Genomic DNA, 25,217 nt, shown 5'->3' with positions numbered 1-25,217 from the left:
CGGCGGTCGCCGCGTCGCTCGTGGGCGGCGTCGGCGCCCTGGCGCTCGCGCTCGTCGCCCTCGCGGCGCTCGCGGCCGCGCTCGACGGAGCACGGGGGGGCGAGGTCGCCCTGCTGCGCGCCCAGGGCGTCCCGGCACGAACCCAGGCGAACGCCCGCGCGGCCGAACTCGCCGCCGTCGCCGTCGCCGCGCTCGTCCTCGGCATCCTCGTCGGCGTCGGCGCCGCCCTGCTCACCGTCTCGGCGCTCGCCGGCGCCGCCGTGCCGGCGGCCGGCGCGGCGGAGTCGGTCGGGATCGGCCTCGCGCTCGACGTCCTCCCGTGGGCGCTCGGACTCGGCGGCTTCATCGTCGGCGTCGGGCTCGTGTGCGCCGCCGCCGCCCGTGCCACGGCACGCCGGGCCGGGCGCAACGACGGGACGGAGCACGTATGAGCGCCCACCGCTCGCGCCTGTCTGGCACCGCCCTCTCGTTCCGCCGGTTCGCGGCGGCGCCGGGACCGTCGATCCTGCTCGCAATGCTCGTGCTCGTCGCCGCGTTCACCGCGACCGCGGTTCCGCGCCTCATCGCGACCCTCCACACCGACTCGCTCCGGCAGCAGCTCGCCGGGCCTGCCCCGGCCGCCCTCGATCCCACGGCGGCGTTCGTCGAGACGCCCGCGTTCGGCGACTCGGCGGGGGCGTCGACGCTGCCGAGCGACGTCGGCGCGGTCTGGGGCGCGCAGGAGGCGGCCGCCCTCGCGGCACGGGACGCCCTGCCGTCGCCGTTGCGCGACGTGCTCGGCGCCCCGCTCGCGTTGACCGTCTTCGATCCGGCGTCGGCGCTGCCCGCGACCGCCGCAGCGGGCGGCACCACCTATTCGCCGCAGGTGGCCGTCGATCCCCGGCTGCACGAGCACGTCGAGCTCGTCGAGGGCGACTGGCCCGCGGCCTTCGACGGATCGCTCCCGCCCTCCGACGGCGACGACCCGCTCGAGATCGTCCTCGCCGCGCCGGTCGCGGAAGCCATGGCGTGGCAGCCCGGCGAGACGCGGATGCTCGCCTACGACGACGCTCCCGGCGCCGACGTGCCGACGCGCCTGTCGGGCACGGTCGCGCCGCTCGACGCCGACGACGGCTTCTGGTCGCACGCGCTCAACGGACTCGAGCCCTCCATCAAGCAGATCGGGAACGCGCCGCCCGACATCACCGGGCTCGCGTTCGTCGATCCGGCGTCGTGGACGCCGTTCCGCACGGTCGAGCGCATCGCCGCGCAGACCCAGGTGTGGTTCCCCGTCGAGCTCGACGAGATCCGAGCGGCCGACTCCCCGGAGCTCATCGCCCAGCTCTCCACGTTCGCCTCCACCGCCGTCGTCCTCGGCCCCGGGGGCTGGATCGAGCTCGACCCGCTGACCGTGGACGGCGTGGAGCGCTGGTCCGGATCCGCCGCCGTCGCCGATCGCGTCGGCTTCACGAGCGACCTCCGCACCGAGCTCGAGACGGCCGTCGCCGAGGCCGCCGCCGTCGACGCGGTGCTCGCGGCGCTCGTCTCGGGGCCGGCGGGCGTCGCCGTCGCCGTGCTCGTGCTCGCCGCGCGAGTCGTCTTCGAGCGGCGACGACCCGGTCTCGAACTCGAAGCCGCCCGCGGCGCGTCGACGGGCCGGCTCCGCACGACGCTCGCCGGCGAGGCGCTCGCGGTGTCGGTCCCCGCCGCGCTCCTCGGCGGGGCCGCCGGGATGCTCGTCGCGACCGGCGATGCCGGTGCCGGCGGCTGGATCGTCGCCGCGATCTTCGCCCTCGTGCCCGCCGCGCTCCTCGCCGGGCAGGCCGGCGCGCTCTCCCCGCTGCGCCGGCAGCGCTCCGACCTCGGCGCGGGCGGCGCCGGCCGCTTCCGCTGGATCGGCGAGGTGCTCGTGGTCGCGCTGGCCGCGGTCGCCCTCGGTCTGCTGCTGCAGCGCGGGCTCTCGACCGCCGCCGCGGCGACCGGCATCGACCCGCTCCTGGCGGCGGTCCCGCTGCTGCTCGCGCTCGCGGCGTGCGTCCTCGTGCTCCGGCTCTACCCGCTCCCGCTGCGCTCCCTCGTCGCGCGCCTGCGCCGGAGCCGCGGGCTGGTGTCCTTCGTGGGCGCGGCCCGGGCGCTCCGCGACCCGGCGGCGGGCCTCGTGCCGGTGCTCGCCGTCGTCGTCGGCGTCGCCGTCGCGACGTTCTCCTCGGTGCTGCTCGCGACGGTCGAGACGGGCACGTCGACGGCCGCGGCAGCGCGCATCGGCGCCGACCTCCGTGTGTCGGGCCTGCCGTTCACGACCGAGCAGCTCGACGGGTTCGCCGCCGTGGACGGCGTCGCCGCGACCGCCCCCGTCTACGCGAGCCGCACGGCGCCGCTCGCCGTCGACGGGCACAAGGAATCGGTCACGGTCCTCGTCGTCGACGTCGCGGAGCTCGAGGCCGTGCAGGCCGGGCGCCCCGACGCCCTCGAACTGCCGGCCGCGCTCACCGAATCCGGGTCGGCGATCCCGGTGCTCGCGTCATCCTCGGTCGCCGCCGACATCGCCGCCGAGCCCGACCCCGAGCTCGACGGGCGCCCCGTCGAGGTCGTCGGTTCGCGCGAGACGCCGACGCCGTTCAGCGACCGGGACGCGTGGGTGCTCGTCGACCGGTCGCAGGCCGACGGGCTCGTGCCGACGCTCGTGCCGCGCGCGGTCGTCGTCCGCCTCGAGCCGGGCGCCGATCCGGATGCCGTGGCCGCCGCCGTGCAGGAGATCGCCGGCGTGGACGCCATCGTGCAGACGCCGGGGATGCTCGAGGCCGAACTCGCCGAACGACCCGTCGGCGCCGGGCTCGCCTTCGCCCTCACGGCGGCGATCGTCGTCTCGAGCCTGCTCACCGCCCTCGCGATCGTGCTGACGCTCATCGTCGGACGCCCGGGGCGCGCGGCGCTGCTGCCGCTGCTCACGACCCTCGGACTGGGCCGCCGGGGCGAACGCGCCCTCGTGGCCTGGGAGATCGGGCCGATGACGATCGTCGCGGCCGTCGCGGGCATCGGCGTCGGCGTGCTGCTGCCCTTCGCGGTGCTGGCCGGCATCGACCTCACCGCGTTCACCGGCGGCGACGTCCAGCCCGCGATCATCGTGGACCCACTGCTCGTCGTGGCGGTCGCCGGCGGAGCGCTCGCCGTCGCGGCGCTCGCCGTCGCGATCGCCGGCGGCGTCGGCGACCGGCAGGATGCCGCGCGCGCCATGCGCAAGGAAACGGAAGGATGACCCCCGTGACACTGCCACGACCGGGAGCCGAGGGGTCGTCCGCGACGGCCGCCGCGCGCGAGCCCGACGTGCTCTGCGTCGACCTCGTGCGCATCTTCAGCGCCGCGGGCGTCGAGGTGCAGGCGCTCCAGGGCCTCAACCTGCGGGTCGATCCGGGCGAGCTCGTCGCCGTCGTCGGCGCCTCCGGCTCGGGCAAATCGACGCTGCTGACGATCCTCTCCGGGCTCGACACCCCGACCGCGGGCTCCGCCAGGGTGGCCGGCCACGACCTGCTCTCGATGGGCGCCCGCGAGCGGGTCGCCTACCGGCGCCGCACGGTCGGCTTCGTCTGGCAGCAGACGCAGCGCAACCTCCTGCCCTACCTGACCGCCGCCGAGAACCTCGCCCTCGCGATGGAGGTCGCGCGCACCCGCCGCGGGGCGGAGCGCGCCCGCCGCACGTCCGAGCTGCTCGATCTCCTCGCCGTCGGCGACATCGCGGACCGGCGTCCTTCCGAGCTCTCCGGCGGTCAGCAGCAGCGGGTCGCCATCGCGGTCGCCCTCGCGAACGAGCCCCGCGTGCTGCTCGCCGACGAGCCCACGGGCGAGCTCGATGAGGCGACGTCCGCCGAGGTGCTCGAGGCCATGCGCAGCGTCAACGAGGAGCTCGGCGTCACGACGCTCATCGTCACCCACGACCCCACCGTCTCCGAGCACGTGCGGCGCACGGTGCAGATCCGCGACGGCCGCACGTCGACGGAGGTGCTGCGCTCGACGCGCACCGACGAGCACGGCCAGGAGCACGCGATCGCCGAGGAATTCGCGGTGCTCGACCGCGTCGGCCGCCTGCAGCTGCCGACCGAGTTCGTCGCCGCGCTCGAGCTCCGCGATCGCGTGCGGCTCGGCCTCGAACCCGACCGCATCGAGGTGCGCCCCGGGCAGGACCGGACGCCGAGCACGGCGGCCGAGGCCGAGGATGCCGACCGGAGCGGACCCGAGCCGGGCGCCGACTCGCCCGACGCCGGCGGCGACGGCGACGGCGACTCCGACGACGCGACCGGCATCGCACCCCGCGAGGAGGACCGATGAGCTCCCTGACCGCCGATGCCCTCGTGCGGATCTTCCCCGGCCGCGGCGGCGATGTGCGCGCCGTCGACGAGGTCTCGCTCGAGGTGCGGCCGGGCGAACTGCTCGTGGTGACGGGCCCGTCGGGCGCCGGCAAGACGACCCTGCTGAATCTCCTCGGCGGACTCGACCGACCGACCGCCGGCGGCGTGCGCCTCGGCGACGTCGATCTCGGCGAGCTGGACGACGACGCCCTCGCGGCGCTGCGGCGCGACCGCTTCGGCTTCGTGTTCCAGGCGTTCGGGCTCGTGCCCGTGCTCTCGGCCGCCGAGAACGTCGAGGTCCCGCTGCGCCTGCAGCGCGTCGCCCCCGCCGAGCGGGACGCCCTGGTCGCCGAGGTGCTGGACCTCGTCGGCCTCGGAGCGCACGCCGCGCAGCGGCCGTACGAGCTCTCGGGCGGGCAGCAGCAGCGCGTCGGCATCGCCCGCGCCCTCGTGGCCCGGCCGGACGTGCTGCTCGCCGACGAGCCGACGGGCCAGCTCGACAGCGGCACCGCCGCGACGGTGATGGACCTCATCGGCGACCTGGTGCACGGCCAGGGCGTCGCCGCGGTCGTGACGACCCACGACCCGTTGCTCGTGCGCCGCGCCGACCGGGTCCTCGATCTGCACGACGGCCGGGTGCGGAGCTCCTGACCCGCCGGTTCCGCGCGGTGCGCACCTCCGATGAGGGCGCACCGCGCGGGCTCGCCGTCAGGCCGCGGGGACGAGCAGGGCGATGGTCCCGGCGACGAGCGCGGGCCGCTCCGCGCCCTCGAGTTCGACGGTGACGCTCTGGCCGAGCCGCACCCCATTGGAGCTCGGCGCGACGGAGGCGATCTCGACGACCGCGCGCACGCGCGACCCGGCGGGCACCGGCGCCAGGAAGCGCACGGTGTCGAGCCCGTAGTTCACGGCCATCGCGAGCCCGCCGACCTCGACGAGCCCGGCGGTGAGGTGCGGCAGCAGCGAGAGCGTGAGGTAGCCGTGGGCGATCGTGGAGCCGAACGGTCCCGAGGCCGCCCGCTCCGGATCGACGTGGATCCACTGCCGGTCGAGCGTCGCCTCGGCGAACGCGTCGATGCGGTGCTGGTCGATCTCGAACCACTCGCCGACGATGCGCTCGCCGACGCGGGCCTCGAGTTCGGCGACGTCGGCGACGACGAGGCTCATGCGCGCGGCCCGCCGGCGACGTAGAGCACTTGGCCGGACACGAAGCCCGCGCCCTCGGAGCAGAAGAACGCGACCGCCTCGGCGACGTCCTCGGGGCGCCCCGGCCTGCCGACGGGGATCTCGGCGGCGGCCGCGGCGAGGAAGTCCTCGAACGGCACCCCCATGCGTTCCGCCGTCGCCCGGGTCATGTCGGTCTCGATGAAGCCGGGGGCGACGGCGTTCGCGGTGACGCCGTATCGGCCGAGCTCGATCGCGAGGGTCTTCGTGAAGCCCTGCAGCCCCGCCTTCGCCGCGGCGTAGTTCGCCTGCCCGCGATTGCCGAGCGCCGAGGTCGACGAGAGGTTCACGATGCGGCCGTGCTTCGCGGCGACCTGGTGGGCCTGCACGGCGCGCGACATGAGGAACGCACCGCGGAGGTGCACGTTCATCACCGCGTCCCAGTCGCCGTCGGTCATCTTGAAGAGCAGGTTGTCGCGCAGGATGCCCGCGTTGTTCACGAGGATCGTCGGCGCTCCCAGTTCGTCGGCGACGCGCGCGACGGCCGCGGCGACGGCGTCGGCGTCCGAGACGTCGGCCCCGACGGCGATGGCGCTGCCGCCGTCGGCGACGATCGCCGCGGCGGTCGCCGCGGCGGCGCTCTCCTCGAGGTCGAGGGCGGCGACGGCGATGCCGTCGGCGGCGAGGCGTCTCGCGGTGGCGGCGCCGATGCCGCGGGCGGCGCCGGTCACGATGGCGATGCGGACCATGGGGTTCCTTTCGTCGGGGGTTCCGGTCGGGTCGGGTTCGGGTCGGGTTCGGGAGGTCGAGTCGGGTTCGGGCAGCGGCCGGGGCTCAGTCCCGCAGCCCGGTGAAGTCGATGAGCTGGCGCAGCTCCGCGCCGGCGGCGAGGCGGTCCATCCCGGCATCGATCTCGTCGAGCCGGATGCGGCCGGAGACGAGCCGCTCGAGCGGCAGCCGGCCGGCGCGCCAGAGCTCGACGTAGCGGGGGAGGTCCCGTTCGGGGACCGCGGAGCCCAGGTAACTGCCGATGACGGTGCGCGCCTCGGCGGTCAGCGTCAGGGGCGGGATGCCCGCGACCGCGCTCGGCGAGGGCAAGCCGACGGTGACGGTGGTGCCGCCGGGCGCCGTGAGCGCGAACGCCGTCTCGAACGCCGCCGCCGCGCCCGCCGCCTCGATGACGACGGGGGCCCGCAGCCCGGATGCGGCCGCGGCCGCCGGGGTGAGTGCGTCGGCCGCGCCGAGCGATCGGGCCGTGTCGAGCTTGGCGGGCATCGCATCCACGCCGATCGTCTCGTGCCCGAGCGCGATCGCGACGAGGAGGGCGGCCATGCCGACGCCGCCGAGCCCGACGACGATCACGGTGTCGCCCGGGCGCGGCCGCCCCGCGTTCAGTACCGCGCCGCCGCCGGTGAGCACCGCGCACCCGAGGAGCGCGGCGATCTCGGCGGGCACGTCGGGGTCGACGCGGACGACGGAACTGCGGTGCACGACGGCGTGGGTCGCGAACGCGCTCGCGCCGAGGTGGTGGTGCACGTCGGCGCCGTCGCGGTGCAGGCGTCGCACGCCGCCGACGAGCGTGCCGGCGCCGTTGGCGGCGCTGCCGACCTCGCACGGCAGCCGCCCGTCGGTCGCGCACGCCGCGCACGCGCCGCAGCGCGGGAGGAACGTGAGCACGACGCGATCGCCGGGCGCGAGGTCAGAGCCGCCGTCGCCGATGGCCTCGACGATGCCGGACGCCTCGTGCCCGAGCAGCATGGGCGTGGGCCGCACGCGGTTGCCGTCGACGACGCTGAGGTCGGAGTGGCAGAGCCCGGCCGCATCGATGCGCACGAGCAGTTCGCCCGGTCCAGGTGGATCGAGTTCGAGCGGCCCGACGGTGAAGGGCCGGGACTCGGCGAAGGGCCGCTCGGCGCCGGATCGTTCCAGCACGGCTCCGATGATCTGCATACGACCTCCTCGTCGTCGGCTCGGCGTGCGCGTGCACGCGACCGGTTCAGGGTGCCGCCTGCGGCGGCGTGCGGCGGTCGCGATCGAACGTCGCGACTCCCGCCTGACAAACATACCGACTAGGCGGTATGCTGAGTCAAGTCCCGGCCGCGAGGCCGGCACCCAGCCGACGACGTCTGAGGAGCCGACATGACGAGCACCGACCCCACCACCGTCCGATCCGACGCGCCGGCTGCTGCCGACGTCTCCGTGCACGGTACTGCCGACCCCCGATTCGACGCGCTCCGCGAGGAGTTCGCCCGCAGGCTCGCGAACGGCGACGAGCTCGGGGCCTCCATCGCGGTCCGGCTCGACGGCGAACCGGTCGTCGATCTCTGGGGCGGCTCCGCCGACCCGGAGCGCACCCGCCCTTGGGAGGCCGACACCCTCACGAACGTCTGGTCGATCTCGAAGACGGTGAGCGCGCTCGCCGCCCTGGTGCTCGTCGACCGCGGCGAGCTCGACCTCGACGCACCGGTCGCCCGCTACTGGCCCGAGTTCGGCGCCGCGGGCAAGTCCGAGGTCACCGTGCGCCAGCTCCTCTCCCACCGCTCGGGCGTCTCCGGGTGGGCGCAGCCCATCGACGCCGCCGCACTCTTCGATGTCGAGGCGGCCGAAGCGCGCCTCGCCGCGCAGGAGCCCTGGTGGCCGGCGGGCACGGCGAGCGGCTACTGCCTGCTCGGCTACGGCCATCTCGTCGACGCCCTCGTGCGCCGGGTCGACGGTCGCGACCTCGGGGCCTTCGTCGCCGACGAACTCGCCGGCCCGCTGGGCGCAGACTTCCACCTCGGGCTGCCCGAGTCGGAGGATGCCCGCGTCTCCGATGTGATCCCGCCCGTCGGCACGCTCGACCTCGCGGCCATCCCGCCCGAGTCGGTCGCGTTCCGCACCCTCACCGGCCCGGTGCTGCCCGCCGAACTGACTTGGACGCGGGCCTGGCGCGCAGCCGGGTTCGGCGGCGCCGGCGGGCAGTCCAACGCCCGGGCGGTCGCGCTCCTCGCCGAACTCGTGGCGTGCGGCGGCGAAGCCGGCGGCGTGCGACTGCTCTCCCCCGGCACCGTCGACGAGATCCTGGCGTCCACGAGCGACGGCGTCGACCTCGTGCTCGGCCTCCCGCTGCGCTTCGGCATCGGCTTCGCGACGCCGCATCCGATCACGAACCCCGGCTTGCCGGAAGGCCGACTCGCCTACTGGGGCGGCTGGGGCGGCTCGCTGATCGTCGCGGACCCCGACCGTCGCCTCGCCGTGGGCTACGTCATGAACCGGATGTCGCCGGGCATCATCGGCTCGGAGCGATCCGACGCCTACACGCGCGCGATCTTCGCCGCGCTCGACTGAAGCGCGCGCGGGTCGGGTCCGCACGCCGCGCGGCCCGGCGTAGGGTCGGGACATGAGCCGTGTCGTCCGCCGCCGCGTCGTGATCCACGGCCGGGTGCAGGGCGTGGGATTCCGCTGGTTCGTGCACGACGCGGCCGATGCCGCGGGGGTCGTCGGCTGGGTGCGCAACCGGCCGGCCGGCAGCGTCGAGGCCGAGCTCGAGGGCCCGCCGGCCGCGATCGACGACGTCATCGGACTGCTGCGCGTGGGCCCGCCGGGCGCGCGGGTCGACCGCGTCGACGTCGAGGAGTCCGGATTGCAGGGCGACACGGCCTTCCGCATCCTGCACACCTGACGCGGGCATCGGCCCTCCTGGCGCACGAGCCCACCGTCGTCGGCGGCGTCCGCCGCACGAGCCGGCCGCCGCTCGAGGCATCCGCACGGGAACGACGAAGGCCCCCGCCGGAGCGGGGGCCTTCATGCGGTGCGTCGAGCGCGCGCGATCAGTCGATCAGAGCGCGTTGACGTCGAGCGGGATGCCCGGACCGAAGGTCGTCGAGACGGCGCCCTTCTGGTAGTAGCGGCCCTTCGAGCTGGACGGCTTGAGGCGGGTGATCTCCTCGAGCGCGGCCGAGATGTTGTCGTTGAGCTGCTCCTCGGTGAAGGAGGCCTTGCCGACGACGAAGTGCACGTTGGCGTGCTTGTCGACGCGGAACTCGATCTTGCCGCCCTTGATCTCCTCGACGGCCTTGGCCGGGTTGGGGGTCACGGTGCCGGTCTTCGGGTTCGGCATGAGGCCGCGCGGGCCGAGGACCTTACCGAGGCGACCGACCTTGCCCATGAGCTCGGGCGTGGCGACGGCGGAGTCGAACGCGGTGTAGCCCGCGGCGACCTTCTCGATGAGCTCGTCGCCGCCGACCTCGTCGGCGCCGGCCGCGATGGCGGCCTCGGCGGCCGGACCGGTCGCGAAGACGATGACGCGGGCGGTCTTGCCCGTGCCGTGGGGGAGGATGACCGTGCCGCGGACCATCTGGTCGGCCTTGCGGGGGTCGACGCCGAGCTTGACGGCGACCTCGACGGTCGAGTCGAACTTCGACGAGCCGGTCTCCTTGGCGAGGGCGACGGCCTCGGCCGGGGTGTAGAACTTGTCGGCCGTGATCTTCTCGGCCGCGGCGCGGTACGCCTTGGACTTCTGTGCCATGTTGCTTCTCCTTGCGAGAGTGTGGTCATCGCGCCTGGCGGGCGCTGCCACGAATCAGGTGTTCAGGGCCGGTCGGCGGTGCCGACCGGGAGGGTCACTCGACCGTGATGCCCATCGAGCGGGCGGTGCCGGCGATGATCTTCGACGCGGCGTCGAGGTCGTTCGCGTTGAGGTCGACGAGCTTCTGCTCGGCGATCTCGCGGACCTGCGCCTGGGAGATCTTGCCGACCTTGGTCGTGTGGGGAACACCCGAGCCCTTGGCGACGCCGGCGGCCTTCTTGATGAGCTCGGCGGCGGGCGGGGTCTTGAGGACGAAGGTGAAGCTGCGGTCCTCGTAGACGGTGATCTCGACGGGGATGACGTTGCCGCGCTGCGCCTCGGTGGCCGCGTTGTACGCCTTGCAGAACTCCATGATGTTGACGCCGTGCTGACCGAGCGCCGGACCGATCGGCGGGGCGGGGTTGGCCGCGCCGGCCTTGATCTGGAGCTTGATGAGACCGGTGACCTTCTTCTTCGGTGCCATGCTGTTCTCTCTTTCTGTTCGAACGCCCCGGAAGGGGCACTCTCCCGCGCACCGGCGTCTCCGGTGTGCGGTGGTCATTGGGGGATGCTGCCGCGCGAACTCGCGTGGGCGCGCGGGCACCGAGGGTCAAGTTTACACGATGGATGCCCGTTGGTCGAGCCGCTCCCGTTGGTCGAGTAGCGACGAAGGAGCGTATCGAGACCTCGCACGGGTCGCGGGGTCTCGATACGCTTCGCTACTCGACCGGCGTGGGCGAAACGCCGAACGCCGGGGCCGAGGCCCCGGCGTTCGCGATCATCGGATCGACGATCCGATCAGAGCTTGGTGACCTGGTCGAAGCTGAGCTCGACCGGGGTCTCGCGCTCGAAGAGCGAGACGAGGACGATGAGCTTGCCCTGCTCCGGCTTGATCTCGGAGATCGAACCCGGCAGGCCGGCGAACGAGCCGTCCTTGATCGTGATGGTCTCGCCGACCTCGAAGTCGATCTCGGCGATGACGGGGCGGGCCGCGGTCTGGCCGGACGACGCCTTGCCCTTGGCGGCCGGGGCCTCCTTGGGCTCGACGAGCGACTTCAGCATGTTGAAGGCCTCTTCGAAGCGCAGCGGCGTCGGGTTGTGGGCGTTGCCCACGAAGCCGGTGACGCCGGGGGTGTGGCGCACGAGCGACCACGAGTCCTCGTTGAGCTCCATGCGGACGAGCACGTAGCTGGGGATGCGGACGCGCGTGACCATCTTGCGCTGGCCGTTCTTGATCTCGACGACGTCTTCCATCGGCACTTCGACCTGGTAGATGTCGTCGACCATGCCGAGCGATTCCTTGCGCTGCTCGATGTTCGCCTTCACGCGGCGCTCGAAGCCGGCGTAGGAGTGCACGACGTACCACTTGCCCGGCAGGAAGCGCAGCTCGGAGCGGAACTCCGCGTACGGGTCGGCGTCTTCCTCGGCGGCCTCGTCGGTGACGGCCTCGTACGCGGCCTCGGCCTCGTCGACCGAGTCGATGTCGAGCGAGTCGTCGATGACGGCGTCGGCCTCGGGGTCGTTCGCCGCGGCGAGGTCGTCGAGGGCGCTCTCGAGGTCGAACTCGGCGTCGATGCCCTCGACGTGCACGGCCTGGTGCTCGGCGGGGAGGTCGCGCTCGGCGTCGACCTCGGGGATGTTGCCCGTGGGGGTCGCGTCGTCGTCGGCGGCCTGCTCGGAAGCGGTCGTCCAGTCGACGTCATCGCGTTCGATGTTTGCCACTTTGTCTTCAGTCCTCACTCGTCCAGCGGATGCTCGTCGGTTCCCCCCGACCCGCCGCGTCCGACCCGGGAGGTCAGCTCGGCGTGCCGAAGGTGAAGATCACGGCCCATCCGAAGGCCTGATCGAACACCCACACGATGCCCATCATGATGACGACGAACACGAGCACCACACCCGTGAAGGTGAAGAGCTCCTTGCGGGTCGGCGTCACGACCTTCTTGAGCTCGTTGATCACCTGACGGGTGAACAGGGCGATCCGGGAGAAGGGGTTCCGCCGCGTCGCGCGCTCGCGCTTCGCGTCGGCGACGACGTCCTCGCTCGGTTCGTCGACTACTTTCCGGGCCACCTCGTACACCTTTCGATGGGTCGACTCCACGTCGACTCGCAGGGCGGACAGGACTCGAACCTGCAACCTGCGGTTTTGGAGACCGCTGCTCTACCAATTGAGCCACCGCCCTTCGGAGCCGTTTCACCGGCTCCGTGGGTGCCATCGACGACCGCGATCTCGCACCCTTTCAGGGCGCACTCGATCTTGGCCTTCGTCAACGACCTCAGCGAGTCTACGTCACGCGCGGCCCGCGTCCAAACCGGGGCCGATCGCCCGGGCGGGTCGCCGTCCGGCGGGCCGGATCGCTTCCGTGCTCGGGGGACCTCGCGCCGGGGGGCTCTGCGAGGATGGGCCCGAGGTGATCCGGATGACTGCTGCGCGCGCGACCAGACGCGTCCTCGAACCGCGACCGAGCGTCGAGGTGATCGGGGAGCACGACGAGTACCGCGTCGACCTCGAGCGCCTGCGCTTCTCGCCCTACTTCTCGCGCCTCTCGGCGGTGACGCAGGTCATCGCGCAGCCGGGCGCCGGCCCCCTCATCCACAATCGCCTCACGCACACGATCAAGGTCACGGCCGTCGCTCGCGCGATCGCGGTCGAGATGCACGATCCGGCGTCGCCGTCCCACGCGCTCGCCGCGGAGCACGGCTGCGACGCCGTCGTCGTGCAGGCGGCGGCGAGCGCCCACGACCTCGGCCACCCGCCGTTCGGCCACCTCGGCGAGGCCGTGCTCGACCGCCTCGCCCGCGCGGAACTCGGCCTCGTCGACGGCTTCGAGGGCAACGCCCAGAGCTACCGGATCGTCGCCTCGCTCGACGTCACCGAGGGCGCCCCGCACGGGCTCAATCTCACCTCGGCGGTGCGCGCGGCCATCGCGAAGTACCCGTGGACGCGCTTCGTCGCGCCCGGCGAGCTCGCCTCCGGCCCGGTCCCCCGTGGCATGCGCCGGGTGGACGGCGGCATCGAGGTCGGCAAGTTCTCCGCCTACACGGTCGACGCGGCCGACCTCGCCGACGCGCGCCGCGGCCTCCCCGCCTTCGAGCAGTCGCTCGAGTGCTCGATCATGGACCTCGCCGACGACATCGCGTACTCGATCCACGACGTCGACGACTTCTACCGGGCCGGGCTCCTCGGCCAGGGATCGGTCGCCCGGGAGTTCCGCGGCTGGCTCGCCGATGCGCCCATCCTGCGCGGGCTCGAGGACGAGACGCTGACCCGGCGGAGCGCGCCCGCGGGCGCCGCCCTCGAGCGGCTGCGCCGCAAGCTCCACCGCTCCGACGCGTGGATCGCCGACGACGACGCCTTCGCCGAGGCCGTGCGCGTCGTGGCCGACGACCTCGTCGACGGGCTCCTCGCGATCCCCTTCGACGGCTCGATCGCCGCCGAGCGCGCCCTGTCTTCCTTCACGAACCGCTGGATCGCCGCGTTGCGCACCTCGGTCGTACCCGCACCGGCGGGCGAGGCGCGCGCCGGCCTCGTCACCCTCGCGCCGCTCGAGTGGCACGAGGTCGAGGTGCTGAAGTTCGTGCACCGCCACTTCATCCTCGACCGGGCCGACATCGCGATGTACCAGCGCGGCCTCAGCCGGGTGCTCACCCGCGCCGTGAAGGGCCTCACGGCGTGGGTCGCCGACGACCTCGACCAGTACCGCGTCCCCGTGCGGCTGCGGGAGCTCATCGAGCTCGCGACCGAGGACTACGCCCGGCTGCGGGCCGCGCGGCCCGAGGGCGTGCCCATCCCGGACGCGTCCGAGGTCGCCCGGCTCGGCGTCGGCCGCGGCGTCATCGACTACATCGCGTCCCTCTCCGACGACCAGGCGCTCGCCGTCTCCGAGGCGATCGACGGCCGCCCCGACCGGCTCTGGGACATCGGCCAGAACCTCTGAGCCGCCTCCCCTCCGAGCATCCTGCGGAATGCGTCACGCGGAATGCGCCGGACGTACGCTAGATCGCGTGACCGACCACCCTCGTCTCTCCGCCAGAATCGCCGCCATCGCCGAATCCGCGACCCTCAAGGTCGATGCGAAGGCGAAGGCCCTGAAGGCCGAAGGCCGCCCCGTCATCTCGTACGCGGCCGGCGAACCCGATTTCGCGACGCCCGAGCACATCGTCGAGGCCGCCGCCGCGGCCGTCATCGACCCGAAGAACCACCGCTACACGCCCGCGGCCGGTCTGCCGGAGCTGCGCGAGGCGATCGCCGCCAAGACGCTGCGCGATTCGGGCCTCGAGGTGGGCGCGAACCAGGTCGTCGTCACGAACGGCGGCAAGCAGGCCGTGTACCAGGCGTTCCAGGTGCTGCTCGACGCGGGCGACGAGGTCCTCGTCCCGGCGCCGTACTGGACGACCTACCCCGAGGCGATCAAGCTCGCCGGCGGCGTGCAGGTCGACGTCTTCGCGGGCAGCGACCAGGGCTACAAGGTCACCGTCGAGCAGCTCGAGGCGGCCCGCACCCCGCGCACCAAGGTGCTGCTGTTCGTCTCGCCGTCGAACCCGACGGGCGCCGTGTACTCCGACGACGAGGCCCGCGCGATCGGCGAGTGGGCCGACGCCAACGGGCTCTGGATCGTCAGCGACGAGATCTACCAGAACCTCACCTACGCCGACGACCCCGAGGCGCCGGCGCCGCGGGCATCCTCGATCGTCGAGCTCGTGCCGGCCCTCGCCGAGCGCACGATCCTCGTCAACGGCGTCGCGAAGACCTACGCGATGACGGGCTGGCGGGTGGGCTGGATGGTCGGCCCGGCCGACGTCATCACGGGCGCCGCGAACCTGCAGTCGCACCTCACCTCGAACGTGTCGAACGTGTCGCAGCGCGCGGCCCTCGCGGCCCTGACGGGACCGCAGGACACGGTCGAGGAGATGCGTCGCGCCTTCGACCGCCGTCGCCGCCTCGCCGTCGCCGAGCTCTCGAAGATCGACGGCATCACGGTGCCGACGCCGGGCGGCGCGTTCTACGTCTACCCCGACGTCACCGGACTGCTCGGCCGCGAGTGGGACGGGGTCACGCCGACGACCTCGCTCGAGCTCGCCGACCTCATCCTCGAGCGCGCCGAGGTCGCCGCCGTGCCGGGCGAGGCGTTCGGCCCCTCCGGCTTCCTCCGCTTCAGCTACGCGCTCGGCGACGAGCCCCTGCTCGAGGGCATCCAGCGCCTGCAGCGGCTCTTCGGCTGACCGCTCCCGAGAGGCCCCCACCGTCCCGCGTCACGCGAGGGCGGTGCGGGCCTCTCGCGCGAGCTCGGCGGCCACGACGTCGAGCAGCGGCGAGGCGAGGTTCCATTGCTGCCAGTGCAGCGCGACGTCGACCGGCGCACCGCCGAGCGGCACGAGCTCGCCGCGCGCGAGCGGTTCGGCGGACTGGAACCCGGGCAGCAGCCCCCACCCGAGCCCGAGCACGATCGCGCGGGCGAAGTCGTTCGAGGCCGGCACGAAGTGCCGAGGGGGTGCGTCGGCATCCACGCCGCGCGCCGCGAGCCACTGCCGCTGGAGGTCGTCGGCGCGGTCGAACTCGACGAGCGGGAGCGCCGAGAAGTCGATCTCGGCGCCCGTCGGAACCGCGCGCGCCAGCAGCGCCGGGCTCGCGAACGCCTCGTAGCGCATGACGCCGAGCGGGCTCGAGACGCAGCCGGCGACGGGCTCGGCCCGGCTCGTGACGGCGCCGCTGACGATCCCCGACGCGAGCAAGCCCGCCGTGCGGTCCTGGTCGTCGCGGTGCAGGTCGAAGACCACCGGATGCTCCGCCGCGACGCGCGCCAGCGGCGGGAGGATCCACGTGCCGAGTGAGTCGGCGTTCACGGCGAGGGCGAGGCTCGTCCGACGGGCGGCGGCCGCCCCGTCGCCCGCCTCTTCGCCGAGCGCGGCGAGCGCGTCGTGCTCGAGCAGGGCGAGCTGGCGGGCGAGGCGCACGATCGCGGCGCCGGCTTCGGTCGGCCGCACGGGCTTCGAGCGCGCGACGAGCACCCGGCCGAGGCGGTTCTCGAGGGCCTTGACGCGCTGCGAGACCGCGGAGGGCGTGAGTGCGAGGGCCGTCGCGGCGGCGTCGAACGTGCCGGCGTCGACGACCGCGGCGAGCGTGCGGGCGAGGTCGAGCGGGACTTCCATGCAGCAACGCTACAGGTCCTGAAGGATCATGAACTGGACTTCAGATTCCGCGCTGCCTAGCGTCGGAGCATGACCACGTTCCTCGCGGGCCTCGGGCTCGGGCTCTCACTCATCGTCGCGATCGGCGCGCAGAACGTCTTCGTGCTGCGCCAGGGCATCCGCCGCGAGCACGTGGCCCTCGTCGTGACGATCTGCATCCTGAGCGACGCCGTGCTGATCCTCGCGGGCGTCGCCGGGCTCGGACTGCTCGTGAGCGCGGCGCCGTGGGTCGTCGAGGCGGCGCGGTGGGCCGGCGCGGCCTTCCTCCTCGTCTACGGCGCGCTGGCGGCGCGGCGCGCGCTCCGACCGTCCGGCGAGGTGCTCGACGCCGCCGCCGGTGACGCGTCGCCCGTGCCGAACGGGGCCGCGGCACCCAGCGGCGGCGTCGCCCTCGCGACCGCGGCGACCCGCACCGCGGCGCTGCCCGTCGCCCTGACGTGCCTCGCCTTGACGTGGCTCAACCCGCACGTCTACCTCGACACCGTGTTCCTCATCGGCTCGATCGCGTCGACCCACGGCGACGGCCGTTGGCTGTTCGCGGCGGGAGCCGTGCTCGGGAGCATCCTCTGGTTCACCGCCCTCGGCGTCGGCGCGCGGGTGCTCGGCCGCGTGCTGAACACCCCGCGGGCGTGGCGCATCCTCGACGCGATCGTCGCCGTGGTAATGCTGGCCATCGCGATCTCGCTCGTGCTCGGCTGACGCCGTCGCGGCTCGCGCGACGAGCCCGCCTCGCGATCAGGCGGAGATGAAGGTGGAACGACGACGGGGCCGGCGACGCACCGGGAGGGCACGGGCGGCGACGCCGACGACGACCCCGATCGCGACCCACGCCCACGCGGGCAGCTTGACCCGTCGCTGCGGCACGAGCGAGACGCCGGGGATGCCCGCGGACGCGTGCCGGGTGAGCGTCTGCGGCTGCGGCGCGTACGCCTCGGCGCCGGCCTCGGCCCAGAGCGCCTCGAGGTCGGCCAGGTCGCCCCCCTCGACGTCGATCTCCTCGACGCCGGCCGCCGCGAGGTCGGCCTCGTCGAAGTACCGCGGCTCGCGGACCGTCGCGTCGGCGAGGGGCTCCGTCTCGCCCGGGGCGAGGTCCGTCGCCGCCGCCTCGGCCGGTGCGGACTCGGCCGACTCGGAATCGGAATCGGAATCGACCGCCTCGGACTCGCGCGCCTCGGACTCGGGCTCGGGCTCGGGCTCGGGCTCGACCGGCACGGACTCGGCTGCATCCACGACGACCACGCCGAGCTCCGCCGGATCGAGCTCCGCCGACTCGACGTCGACCGGTTCGAGTTCGGGCTGCGGCGTGACGCTCATCGGCGTGTCCCTTCGGTGCAGGTGCCCGACGCCGGACGACGGCGTCGGCGGGGTGCTGACTCTCCCGCTGCGCAGCGGCGGGAGTCCGACGCTACCGCGGACCGGGGACACGGATGACGCGTGTTGCCGAACCGTGACCGAGTGCGTCGGGTCAGTCGACGAGGGTCAGGCTCGTGGCGAGCCCGTCGGCCACGGCGGCGGTCTCGCCGTCCTGCGTCGGGCAGTCCACGGCGATGATCGCGTAGGGGCCCTGCGGCGAGGTCGGCGAGGCGCGGACGAACAGCGTGAGGGTGCTCGGGACGCCCTCCCACGAGTAGCGGACCTCGTTGCGCAGGTACTCCAGCTGGGTCGCCTCCCCCGCGCGTTCGTAGGGCAGGAACGATGTCGCGGCGACGGCGTCCTGGACGTCCTGGGCGTCGGCGAGGTAGCCCGACGCCGTCGCGCCGGCGACGTAGCCGCTCGCCCCGTGATCGTTCGTCGCGCTCGGGTACCCGTAGTCGGTGCCCACCTCGGTCAGGACGGCGCACTGGCTCGCCGGGTCGAAGTACTGCACGTACCCCGCCGACTCGTCGGTGCGCTCCCAGCCCTCGCCGCCGGCCAGCTCGAAGGGCCAGCCGAACTGGGCCGTCGCATCGAGGGCGACCGGGCCGACCGGCAGCTCGGCCGGCGGCGCCTCCTCGACCGGAGCCTCCTCCTCGGGCACGACCTCCTCGAGCGGCGTGCCGTCGGAACCGGCTTCGAGGCCCTCCACGAAGGACTCCTGCACGCTTTCGTCGGTCGCGAGCGCGATGCCGCCGAGCACGAGGGCCGTGGCGAAGAGCCCGAACCCGATCACGAGCGGGGCGCCGACGCCGAGCACGATCCACGCCCAGACCGGGAAGCGCGGCTTGGCCCGCGGCACGAGGGAGACGCCCGCGGCGCCGCCCGCGGCGTGCGCGGAGAGGGAGCGGGGACCCGGCAGCGGTGCGGCACCGGCGGCGGCGGTCCGATCGGTCTCGGCGACGTCGGCGTCCCGCCCCTCGGCGTCGAGTTCGTCGACGTCGGTCAGGGCGGCATCGGGCAGGCGCGGTTCGGTCACGCGAAGTCCTTTCGGGGGTCGGGCATCCCCCGCGCACGGCGGCGCGGATCGCACGAAGAGGCGCTCGGCAGGGGCGTCGGCGCTCCCGGACGGGTCCGCGCAGGGATGCGCGGGAATCCGACGCTATCGCGCCGAGCGGGCCGTTCCGACGCGTGTTGCCGAACCGTGATCGACCGCGGCGACCAAGACGCGAGGATGCCTCATCGCTACGCTGTGGCCATGGATCCGGTGGTCGCGACATTCGTCATCCTGGGCCTCGCCGTGATCGCCTTCGCCGCCGGGGTGAACGTCGTCATCGCCTCGCTCGGCGTCGCCGTCGCACTCTGGGCGACGGGCGTCCTGACGCTCGATCAGGCGCTCGCCGGCTTCGGCGATCCGACGGTCATGTTCATCGCGACCCTCTTCGTCGTGAGCGAAGCGCTCGACGCGACGGGCGTCACCACCTGGATCGCGGAGCGCGTCGTCGGCTCGGCGGGCACCGGGCGGCGCCGGCTCATCCTCGTGGTCTCGAGCATCGCAGCCCTCTTGACCGCCTTCATCAGCGTCAACGGCGCCGTCGCCGCACTCGTGCCCGTCGTCGTCGTGGTCGCGACGCAGGCGGGCATCCCGACCTCGAAGCTGCTCATGCCGATCGCGTTCGCCGCGCACGCGGGCTCGCTCCTGCTCCTCACGGGCACGCCGGTCAACATCATCGTCTCCGACCTCGCGGTGCAGGGCGGGGGCACCGCGTTCGGCTTCTTCGAGTTCGCCCTCGCGGGCCTGCCGCTCACGATCGTCGTCATCGCCTACCTCGTCTGGCTCGGTCCGAAGCTGGCGCCCCTGCGCACTCCCGAGTCGGCGCCGCCGGCGCTCGGCGACCTCGCGCCCACCATCCGCCGCCAGTACGAACTCTCCACCGACACGAGCCAGCTGCTGCTGCGCGACCGCGGCGTCGTCGAGGCCGTCGTGCCGCCGCGTTCCCCGCTCATCGGCACGCAACTGCTGCCGGGCATGACGACGCCCCGCTACGGCCTCGTCGTGCTCGCCGCGCAGCGCGGCGACGTGCCCCTGACCGAGCAGGAGCGACTCCGAGCGGGCGACGTGCTCGTGCTCTCCGGCGACTGGAGCGCGCTGCGCCGCAAGGCGGCCTCCAGCGAGCTGCTCATCGTCGACGACCCCGAGTTCGTGCGCCGCACCGTGCCGCTCGGCCGCGGCAGCCGACGCACGCTCGTCATCGCCGGCGTGATGGTCGTGCTGCTCGCGACGGGCATCGTGCCGCCCGCGATCGCCGGGCTGCTCGCGGCCGGCGCGGTCGTCATCACCCGGGTGCTGACCGTGCCCGAGACCTTCCGGGCGATCCAGTGGACGACCGTCGTGCTCATCGCGGGGATGCTGCCGATGGCGACCGCGTTCCTCGACACCGGGGCCGCCGAGCTGCTCGGCAACGCGATCCTCGACCTCACCGGGCCGGAGCGCCCGTGGCTCGTGCTGGCCGTGCTGAGCGTCGCGACCCTGATCCTCGGCCAGTTCGTCTCGAATTCGGCGGCCGTGCTCGTGCTCGCACCCGTCGCGATCGCCGTGGCGACGCAGACCGGCACCAACATCCAGACGTACATGATGGCGCTCACCGTCGCCGCGGCTGCCGCCTTCTTCACGCCCGTGGCAACGCCCGCGAACCTCATGATCCAGGAGCCCGGCGGGTACCGTTTCGGCGACTACTGGAAGCTCGGGCTCGTGCCCGCACTGCTCTTCCTCGCGACGGCCGTCTTCTGGGTGCCGTTCGTCTGGCCGCTCTCCGGGTGAGCCCGGCCACGGGCATCCGCCGATCGGGGGATGCCGGGATCGGACGGCCGACGGCTACCGGAGGCCGGTGCCGGGCGGAAGACTGCAGGACATGAACACATCGACTCCCTCGATCCGGGTGCGCGGGCTCCGCAAGGAGTACGGCGCGCACACGGCGGTCGACGGCATCGACTTCGATGTCGCCCCCGGCGAGACGCTCGCCCTGCTCGGGCCCAACGGCGCCGGCAAATCCACCACGATCGAGATCCTCGAGGGCTACCGCCGCCGCACTTCCGGCGACGTGCAGGTGCTCGGCGAGGATCCCGGCCACGCGGGCCTCGCCTGGCGGGCGCGGCTCGGCATCGTGCTCCAGTCCACCGGGGAGTCCGGCGCCTTCACCGTGCGCGAGCAGCTCGCCCAGTTCGCCCGCTACTACCCGAACCCGCGCGACGTCGACGAGACGATCGCCGCGGTCGGCCTCGAGGCGAAGGCCAAGACCCGCATCGGCAAGCTCTCGGGCGGGCAGCGCCGACGCGTCGACGTCGCCCTCGGCATCATCGGCCGACCCGAACTGCTCTTCCTCGACGAGCCGACCACGGGCTTCGACCCCGAGGCCCGACGCGAGTTCTGGGGCCTCATCCGGCGGCTCAAGCACGAGGGCACCACGATCGTGCTGACGACCCACTACCTCGACGAGGCCGCGCAGCTCGGCGATCGGGCCCTCGTCATCGCCGGCGGCAGGGTCGTCGCCGACGGCGCGATGGACGAGATCGGCGACCCGTCGGCCCGCGTGCCCATCGTGCGCTGGCGGGAGGCCGGCGTGCTCCGGGAGGAGCGCACCGAGCGCCCCGGCGAACTCGTCGCGCGCCTGGCAGCGGCCGGCGAGCCCGCGGCCCTCGAGGTCGTGCGTCCGAGCCTCGAGGACGTCTACCTCGGGCTCGTCGGCGAGGCCGGGAAGCAGTCCGCGGACCAGCCCGAAGCAGGCGACGGCGGAACGAGCACGCGCGGCCGAAGCCGCCGTGCCGAGCAGCAGGAGGTGACCTCATGAGCACGGCGATCCTCGGAGCGGCGCGCGTCGGGTACGAGACGAAGGGGTACTTCCGCACGTGGGACCAGGTGTTCTTCACCTTCCTCTTCCCCGTGCTCATGCTCGCGATTTTCGCCTCGGCGTTCTCGTCGCAGTCGATCGAGCTCGGGCCCGGCCAGTCGATCACGATGGCCGACTACTACCTGCCGGCGATGCTCGCCGCGGGCATCCTGCTCTCGGGCGTGCAGAACCTCGCGGTCGACATCGCGACCGAGAAGAGCGACGGCACCTTGAAGCGGCTCGGCGGCACCCCGCTCGCGCCGACGTCGTACTTCATCGGCAAGATCGGCCAGGTCTTCATCACGGGCGTGCTGCAGGCGGCGCTCCTGCTCGTCGTGGCCTCCCTCGCCTTCGGCGTGACGCTGCCGAGCGATCCGGGCTCCTGGATGACCTTCGCGTGGGTGTTCGTGCTCGGCACGACGACGAGCGCGCTCATCGGCATCGGGCTCTCCTCGCTGCCGCGCAACGGCAAGTCGGCCACGGCGGTCATCGTGCCGATCGTGCTCGTGCTGCAGTTCATCTCGGGCGTCTACCTCCAGTTCTCGGCGCTGCCCGAGTGGATGCAGAACCTCGCGTCGCTCTTCCCGCTCAAGTGGATCGCGCAGGGCATGCGCGCGGTGTTCCTGCCGGAGGAGTTCGCGGCGATGGAACCGAGCGGCGCGTGGGACCTCGGCTGGGTGGCGGTGGCGCTCGGGATCTGGCTCGTGGCGGGCCTCGTGCTTTCGCGGCTCACCTTCCGCTGGATCCGGCGCGACGCATGACGCGACTGCGGTGGTGGGACGCGGCGGCGGTGGGCGTGGCGCTCATCGTCGTCGGTCTCACCCTCGTGCAGCCGCCGTACGGCCCCGACGACGTCGGGGTCTGGAGCGCCACTGCGGCGTTCCTCCTCGTGTACGCGTTCCTCGGGCGGCCGATGGTCGAACTCGAGGACGCGGCACCGGTCCCGCGCCAGGTCGTCGCGCTCGTCGCGTTCTGCCTCGTGCTCGCGGTCGGCTGCGCGTTCGATCCCGGGTACGCGTCCCTGCAGTGCTTCATCTACCCGTTCATCTGGGTCACGGGGTGCAACCTCCGGGTCGTCCTCGGCGAGCACGTCGTCGTGGCCGCCGCGATCATCGTCGGCTCCCTCGTCGGCCGCGGCTGGGACGCGCTCGGCGTCGCGCTCGGCACCGCGGCCCTCTCGGTCGCGTTCTCGATCGCTTTCGGGCTCTGGATCATGAGCATGGTGCGACAGGGCGAAGAGCGCTCGCGGCTGCTCGACGAACTCCAGGCGGCGCAGGGCGCGCTCGCCGCGGCGAACCGGGCCGCGGGCGTCGAGGCGGAACGGGCACGGCTCGCTCGGGAGATCCACGACACCATCGCGCAGTCGCTCACTGGCCTCGTCGTCGTCGCGCAGCGCGCGGGGCGTTCGCTGGCAAAGGACGACCCGGGCGCCGCACGCGAGGACGTCGCCCTCATCGAGACGATCGCGCGCGAGGCGCTCGCGGAGACCCGCACGCTCGTCGCGGCGACGGCCGCCCCCGATGCGAACGCGGGCCTCGTGGCCTCGATCGAGCGCGTCGCGGCGGCCTTCGCGCGCGAAACCGGTCTGCGGGTCGACGTCGACCTCGCCGGCCTCCCCGGCGGGGCGCTGCCGACCGGCGCGCTCGATCGCGAGCACGAGGTCGTGGTGCTGCGCAGCGTGCAGGAGGGACTGTCGAACGTGCGCAAGCACGCCGGCGCCGACCGGGCCGTCGTCTCGCTCGCCCTCGCGGACGCCGCAGTGCGCGTGCGGGTCGACGACGACGGCCGCGGGCCGAGTCCGTCCGGTTCGCCGGACACCACGTCACCGGGCGAGGCGGTGTCCGAGGCCCCGTCGCACACCGGTTCCGGCGGTTTCGGCCTCGCGGGGCTCCGCGACCGGGTCGGGCTCGTCGGCGGCACGCTCCGCTTCGGCCCGGCCCCCGCGGGCGGCGCCCGCCTCGAGGTCGCCGTGCCGGTGACGGCCGCCGCCAGTGGGAAGGTGGAGCCATGGGCATCCGTGTGATCGTCGCCGACGACCATCCCGTCGTGCGCGCCGGCATCGCGGGCCTCCTCGCCGACGCCGACGGCATTGAGGTCGTCGGCCAGGCCGCCGACGGCGCCGAGGCAGCGGCGCTCGCCGCCGCGGAGCATCCGGACGTCGTGCTCATGGACCTGCGCATGCCGGTGCTCGACGGCGCGGCCGCGACCGCGCGCATCCTCGCCGACGCCCGCGACGGGGCGCGGGCCACCCGCGTGCTCGTGCTCACGACGTACGAGGGCGACGAGCAGGTCATCGGCGCGATCGAGGCGGGCGCGAGCGGCTACCTGCTGAAGGCCGCCCCCGAAGCGGAGATCCTCGCGGGCGTGCGGGCGGTCGCCGCCGGGGAGACGGTGCTCGCCCCGTCGATCGCCGCGAAGCTCGTCACCCGGATGCAGGCCGGCTCGGTTCCGGCGCTCTCGCCCCGCGAACTCGACGTGCTGCGGCTCGTCGCGGCCGGCCGCTCGAACCCCGAGATCGCCCGCTCGCTCTTCATCGGCGAGGCCACCGTGAAGACCCACCTCTCCCACGTCTTCGAGAAGCTCGGCGTCGACGACCGCACGCGAGCCGTCACGCGGGCGATGGAACTGGGCCTGCTGTAGTCGGCGGCGCGGTCAGCACGACGGTGCGGCGGAGCGCACCGCGGCGCTCGCCCCGCCGGTAGAGCACCTCGACGACGAGCACGAAGACGCCGGCCTGCACGACCGAGACGAGGGTGCTCGCGAGCCCCTGCGACTGCGCGTCGGGATCGGCCAGCCCGGCGCTGCCGAGCAGGAACGCGAACAGGTTGTTGACGACGTGCACCCCGATCGCCGCCTCGAGGCCGCCGGTGCGCCACGTCAGCCAGCCGGACGCGATCGCGAACACGGCGATCGCGCTGAGCCCCAGGAGGTCGTAGGCGTGGCCGGCGACGAAGAGCGGCACGGGCAGGAGGATCGCGAACGCCGGATGCTTCAGCCACCGGCCGATCGACTGCATCAGGTAGCCGCGGAACACGTACTCCTCGGCCGCCGCCTGGAACGGCACGACGAGCAGGATCACGACGATTCCCGCGACGAGATGCGGGTTCTCCGCCGGGGCGACGAGCTCCGCGGGCTCGGCGGCGACCTCCGCCCACTCTGCGGGGAGCAGCAGCGTCACGGCCGCGATCAGGAGCACGACGAGGGCGGCCGCTCCCGTGCAGGCGAGCAGCCACCGCCACCGCAGCCGGCCGAACGCCGACGACGCGAACCCCGTCTTCGGCCCGTTCACGATGCGGGATGCCGCGAGGTACGCGGGCAGCATGAGGGCGATCGAACCGAGCGCGAACAGGAGCCCAGCCGGGTCGGTCACGTCGAGCGCACCGGTCTGCCGGGCGAGCCAGTCCGCGATGGCGGGATCGGCGATGACGAGCACGCCGATCGCGACGGCGGCCAGGCCGATCGGCACCAGGTAGAACGCGAACCCGAGTACGCCGACGACGAGGGGCGTCCACCAGCCGAAGCGCTTGCGCGCGAACACGAGGCGGTGGAACGCGAGACCGCCGTGCACCGCGTCGGCGGGCAGCTGCCGCCGGACCGGTGCGGGCGGCTGCGCGGGAGCGGCCGGCGGCAGCGGCGCATACTGCTGCGGTGCGGGCGGCGGGAGTTGCTGCTGCGCCGGCTGGCCCTGCGGTGCGGGCGGCGGGAGTTGCTGCGGCGCCGGCCGGCCCTGCGGTGCGGGCGGCGGGAGCTGCTGCGGCG

Annotated in this window: 24 protein-coding genes, 1 tRNA gene and 1 pseudogene; 14 read left to right on the top strand and 12 right to left on the bottom strand. The window is 73.7% G+C overall.

The window, feature by feature from the left end; genetic code table 11:
- The 4 genes and pseudogenes from GB864_RS12590 to GB864_RS12575 all read left to right on the top strand — a co-directional run.
- The coding region (locus GB864_RS12590) for a hypothetical protein (protein ID WP_236779087.1) at positions 1–431 on the top strand (431 nt) is incomplete at its 5' end.
- The gene (locus tag GB864_RS12585) at positions 428–3,235 is read left to right on the top strand and encodes a hypothetical protein (RefSeq protein ID WP_160425575.1); all 2,808 of its coding nucleotides are present in this window, start codon (positions 428–430) and stop codon (positions 3,233–3,235) included. The genes GB864_RS12590 and GB864_RS12585, both read left to right, overlap by 4 nt.
- The gene (locus GB864_RS12580; protein ID WP_160425572.1) at positions 3,232–4,302 is read left to right on the top strand and encodes an ABC transporter ATP-binding protein; all 1,071 of its coding nucleotides are present in this window, start codon (positions 3,232–3,234) and stop codon (positions 4,300–4,302) included. Before GB864_RS12585 ends, GB864_RS12580 begins: the two co-directional genes overlap by 4 nt.
- 59 nt (positions 4,303–4,361) lie before the next feature.
- Positions 4,362–4,973: pseudogene (locus GB864_RS12575) on the top strand (ABC transporter ATP-binding protein); the annotation flags it as partial.
- 57 nt (positions 4,974–5,030) lie between these two features.
- Here the strand turns inward: GB864_RS12575 and GB864_RS12570 are convergent.
- The 3 genes from GB864_RS12570 to GB864_RS12560 all read right to left on the bottom strand — a co-directional run bounded on the left by GB864_RS12570 (position 5,031) and on the right by GB864_RS12560 (position 7,436).
- On the bottom strand, positions 5,031–5,489 hold the full coding sequence (locus GB864_RS12570) for a MaoC family dehydratase (protein ID WP_160425568.1): 459 nt from the start codon (positions 5,487–5,489) through the stop codon (positions 5,031–5,033).
- The gene (locus tag GB864_RS12565; RefSeq protein WP_160425566.1) at positions 5,486–6,235 is read right to left on the bottom strand and encodes an SDR family oxidoreductase; all 750 of its coding nucleotides are present in this window, start codon (positions 6,233–6,235) and stop codon (positions 5,486–5,488) included. The genes GB864_RS12570 and GB864_RS12565 overlap by 4 nt, the downstream gene beginning before the upstream one ends.
- An 85-nt stretch (positions 6,236–6,320) precedes the next feature.
- Positions 6,321–7,436, bottom strand: coding sequence for an alcohol dehydrogenase catalytic domain-containing protein (locus GB864_RS12560; RefSeq protein ID WP_160425564.1), 1,116 nt, complete (start codon positions 7,434–7,436; stop codon positions 6,321–6,323).
- A 189-nt stretch (positions 7,437–7,625) separates the two neighbouring features.
- Here GB864_RS12560 and GB864_RS12555 point away from each other — a divergent pair, with 189 nt between their 5' ends.
- On the top strand, positions 7,626–8,813 hold the full coding sequence (locus GB864_RS12555; protein WP_160425562.1) for a serine hydrolase domain-containing protein: 1,188 nt from the start codon (positions 7,626–7,628) through the stop codon (positions 8,811–8,813).
- 52 nt (positions 8,814–8,865) lie between these two features.
- Positions 8,866–9,147, top strand: coding sequence for an acylphosphatase (locus GB864_RS12550; protein WP_160425560.1), 282 nt, complete (start codon positions 8,866–8,868; stop codon positions 9,145–9,147).
- A gap of 156 nt (positions 9,148–9,303) precedes the next feature.
- On the opposite strand, the gene rplA is transcribed toward GB864_RS12550, so the two are convergent.
- From rplA to GB864_RS12525, 5 genes are all read right to left on the bottom strand, one after another.
- A complete protein-coding gene (gene rplA / locus GB864_RS12545; RefSeq protein WP_160425559.1) occupies positions 9,304–9,993 on the bottom strand; it encodes a 50S ribosomal protein L1 in 690 nt (229 codons plus the stop codon).
- A 94-nt stretch (positions 9,994–10,087) separates the two neighbouring features.
- Complete coding sequence (gene rplK / locus GB864_RS12540) at positions 10,088–10,516, bottom strand: 50S ribosomal protein L11 (RefSeq protein ID WP_160425557.1); 429 nt, start codon at positions 10,514–10,516, stop codon at positions 10,088–10,090.
- A 314-nt stretch (positions 10,517–10,830) separates the two neighbouring features.
- Positions 10,831–11,754 carry a transcription termination/antitermination protein NusG gene (nusG, locus tag GB864_RS12535; protein ID WP_160425555.1) on the bottom strand — a complete coding sequence of 308 codons (924 nt, stop codon included), beginning with the start codon at positions 11,752–11,754 and terminating at the stop codon, positions 10,831–10,833.
- 73 nt (positions 11,755–11,827) lie between these two features.
- Complete coding sequence (gene secE, locus GB864_RS12530) at positions 11,828–12,100, bottom strand: preprotein translocase subunit SecE (protein WP_160425553.1); 273 nt, start codon at positions 12,098–12,100, stop codon at positions 11,828–11,830.
- A gap of 39 nt (positions 12,101–12,139) precedes the next feature.
- Positions 12,140–12,212: transfer RNA gene (locus GB864_RS12525), tRNA-Trp, on the bottom strand.
- A 237-nt stretch (positions 12,213–12,449) separates the two neighbouring features.
- Here GB864_RS12525 and dgt point away from each other — a divergent pair.
- Both dgt and GB864_RS12515 read left to right on the top strand, forming a co-directional pair.
- Entirely contained in the window at positions 12,450–13,967 is a 1,518-nt protein-coding gene (gene dgt / locus GB864_RS12520) for a dGTP triphosphohydrolase (RefSeq protein WP_160425551.1), read from the top strand.
- A 28-nt stretch (positions 13,968–13,995) separates the two neighbouring features.
- Entirely contained in the window at positions 13,996–15,252 is a 1,257-nt protein-coding gene (locus tag GB864_RS12515; RefSeq protein WP_160425549.1) for a pyridoxal phosphate-dependent aminotransferase, read from the top strand.
- Between the two features lie 30 nt (positions 15,253–15,282).
- Here GB864_RS12515 and GB864_RS12510 read toward each other — a convergent pair whose 3' ends face one another.
- A complete protein-coding gene (locus GB864_RS12510) occupies positions 15,283–16,179 on the bottom strand; it encodes an ArgP/LysG family DNA-binding transcriptional regulator (RefSeq protein WP_160425546.1) in 897 nt (298 codons plus the stop codon).
- 69 nt (positions 16,180–16,248) lie between these two features.
- On the opposite strand from GB864_RS12510, the gene GB864_RS12505 reads away from it, so the two are divergent.
- Positions 16,249–16,917 carry a LysE/ArgO family amino acid transporter gene (locus tag GB864_RS12505; RefSeq protein ID WP_160425544.1) on the top strand — a complete coding sequence of 223 codons (669 nt, stop codon included), beginning with the start codon at positions 16,249–16,251 and terminating at the stop codon, positions 16,915–16,917.
- Between the two features lie 36 nt (positions 16,918–16,953).
- Here the strand turns inward: GB864_RS12505 and GB864_RS12500 are convergent, their stop codons facing one another.
- Positions 16,954–17,532 carry a hypothetical protein gene (locus tag GB864_RS12500; protein WP_160425541.1) on the bottom strand — a complete coding sequence of 193 codons (579 nt, stop codon included), beginning with the start codon at positions 17,530–17,532 and terminating at the stop codon, positions 16,954–16,956.
- Between the two features lie 151 nt (positions 17,533–17,683).
- Positions 17,684–18,610: a hypothetical protein gene (locus tag GB864_RS12495; RefSeq protein WP_160425539.1), complete on the bottom strand. Its 927-nt coding sequence runs from the start codon at positions 18,608–18,610 to the stop codon at positions 17,684–17,686.
- A gap of 219 nt (positions 18,611–18,829) precedes the next feature.
- On the opposite strand from GB864_RS12495, the gene GB864_RS12490 reads away from it, so the two are divergent.
- The 5 genes from GB864_RS12490 to GB864_RS12470 all read left to right on the top strand — a co-directional run bounded on the left by GB864_RS12490 (position 18,830) and on the right by GB864_RS12470 (position 24,098).
- Positions 18,830–20,392, top strand: coding sequence for an SLC13 family permease (locus GB864_RS12490; RefSeq protein ID WP_160425537.1), 1,563 nt, complete (start codon positions 18,830–18,832; stop codon positions 20,390–20,392).
- 91 nt (positions 20,393–20,483) lie between these two features.
- Positions 20,484–21,419 (top strand): ABC transporter ATP-binding protein, encoded by a 936-nt coding sequence (locus GB864_RS12485; RefSeq protein WP_160425535.1) that lies wholly within the window; start codon positions 20,484–20,486, stop codon positions 21,417–21,419.
- The gene (locus GB864_RS12480) at positions 21,416–22,219 is read left to right on the top strand and encodes an ABC transporter permease (protein ID WP_160425532.1); all 804 of its coding nucleotides are present in this window, start codon (positions 21,416–21,418) and stop codon (positions 22,217–22,219) included. Before GB864_RS12485 ends, GB864_RS12480 begins: the two co-directional genes overlap by 4 nt.
- On the top strand, positions 22,216–23,481 hold the full coding sequence (locus GB864_RS12475; protein WP_160425530.1) for a sensor histidine kinase: 1,266 nt from the start codon (positions 22,216–22,218) through the stop codon (positions 23,479–23,481). Before GB864_RS12480 ends, GB864_RS12475 begins: the two co-directional genes overlap by 4 nt.
- Positions 23,466–24,098, top strand: a complete 633-nt coding sequence (locus GB864_RS12470; protein WP_160425529.1) for a response regulator — start codon at positions 23,466–23,468, stop codon at positions 24,096–24,098. The genes GB864_RS12475 and GB864_RS12470 overlap by 16 nt, the downstream gene beginning before the upstream one ends.
- Here GB864_RS12470 and GB864_RS12465 read toward each other — a convergent pair.
- The coding region (locus GB864_RS12465) for a CPBP family intramembrane glutamic endopeptidase (protein WP_336603983.1) at positions 24,067–25,217 on the bottom strand (1,151 nt) is incomplete at its 5' end. The two genes, GB864_RS12470 and GB864_RS12465, sit on opposite strands and share 32 nt — an antisense overlap.

The organism is Agromyces seonyuensis (genome assembly GCF_009789225.1).
GTDB lineage: Bacteria > Actinomycetota > Actinomycetes > Actinomycetales > Microbacteriaceae > Agromyces > Agromyces seonyuensis.
The sequence above is the reverse complement of the archived record's forward strand: the minus strand, read 5'-3'. Positions and strand labels throughout refer to the sequence as shown.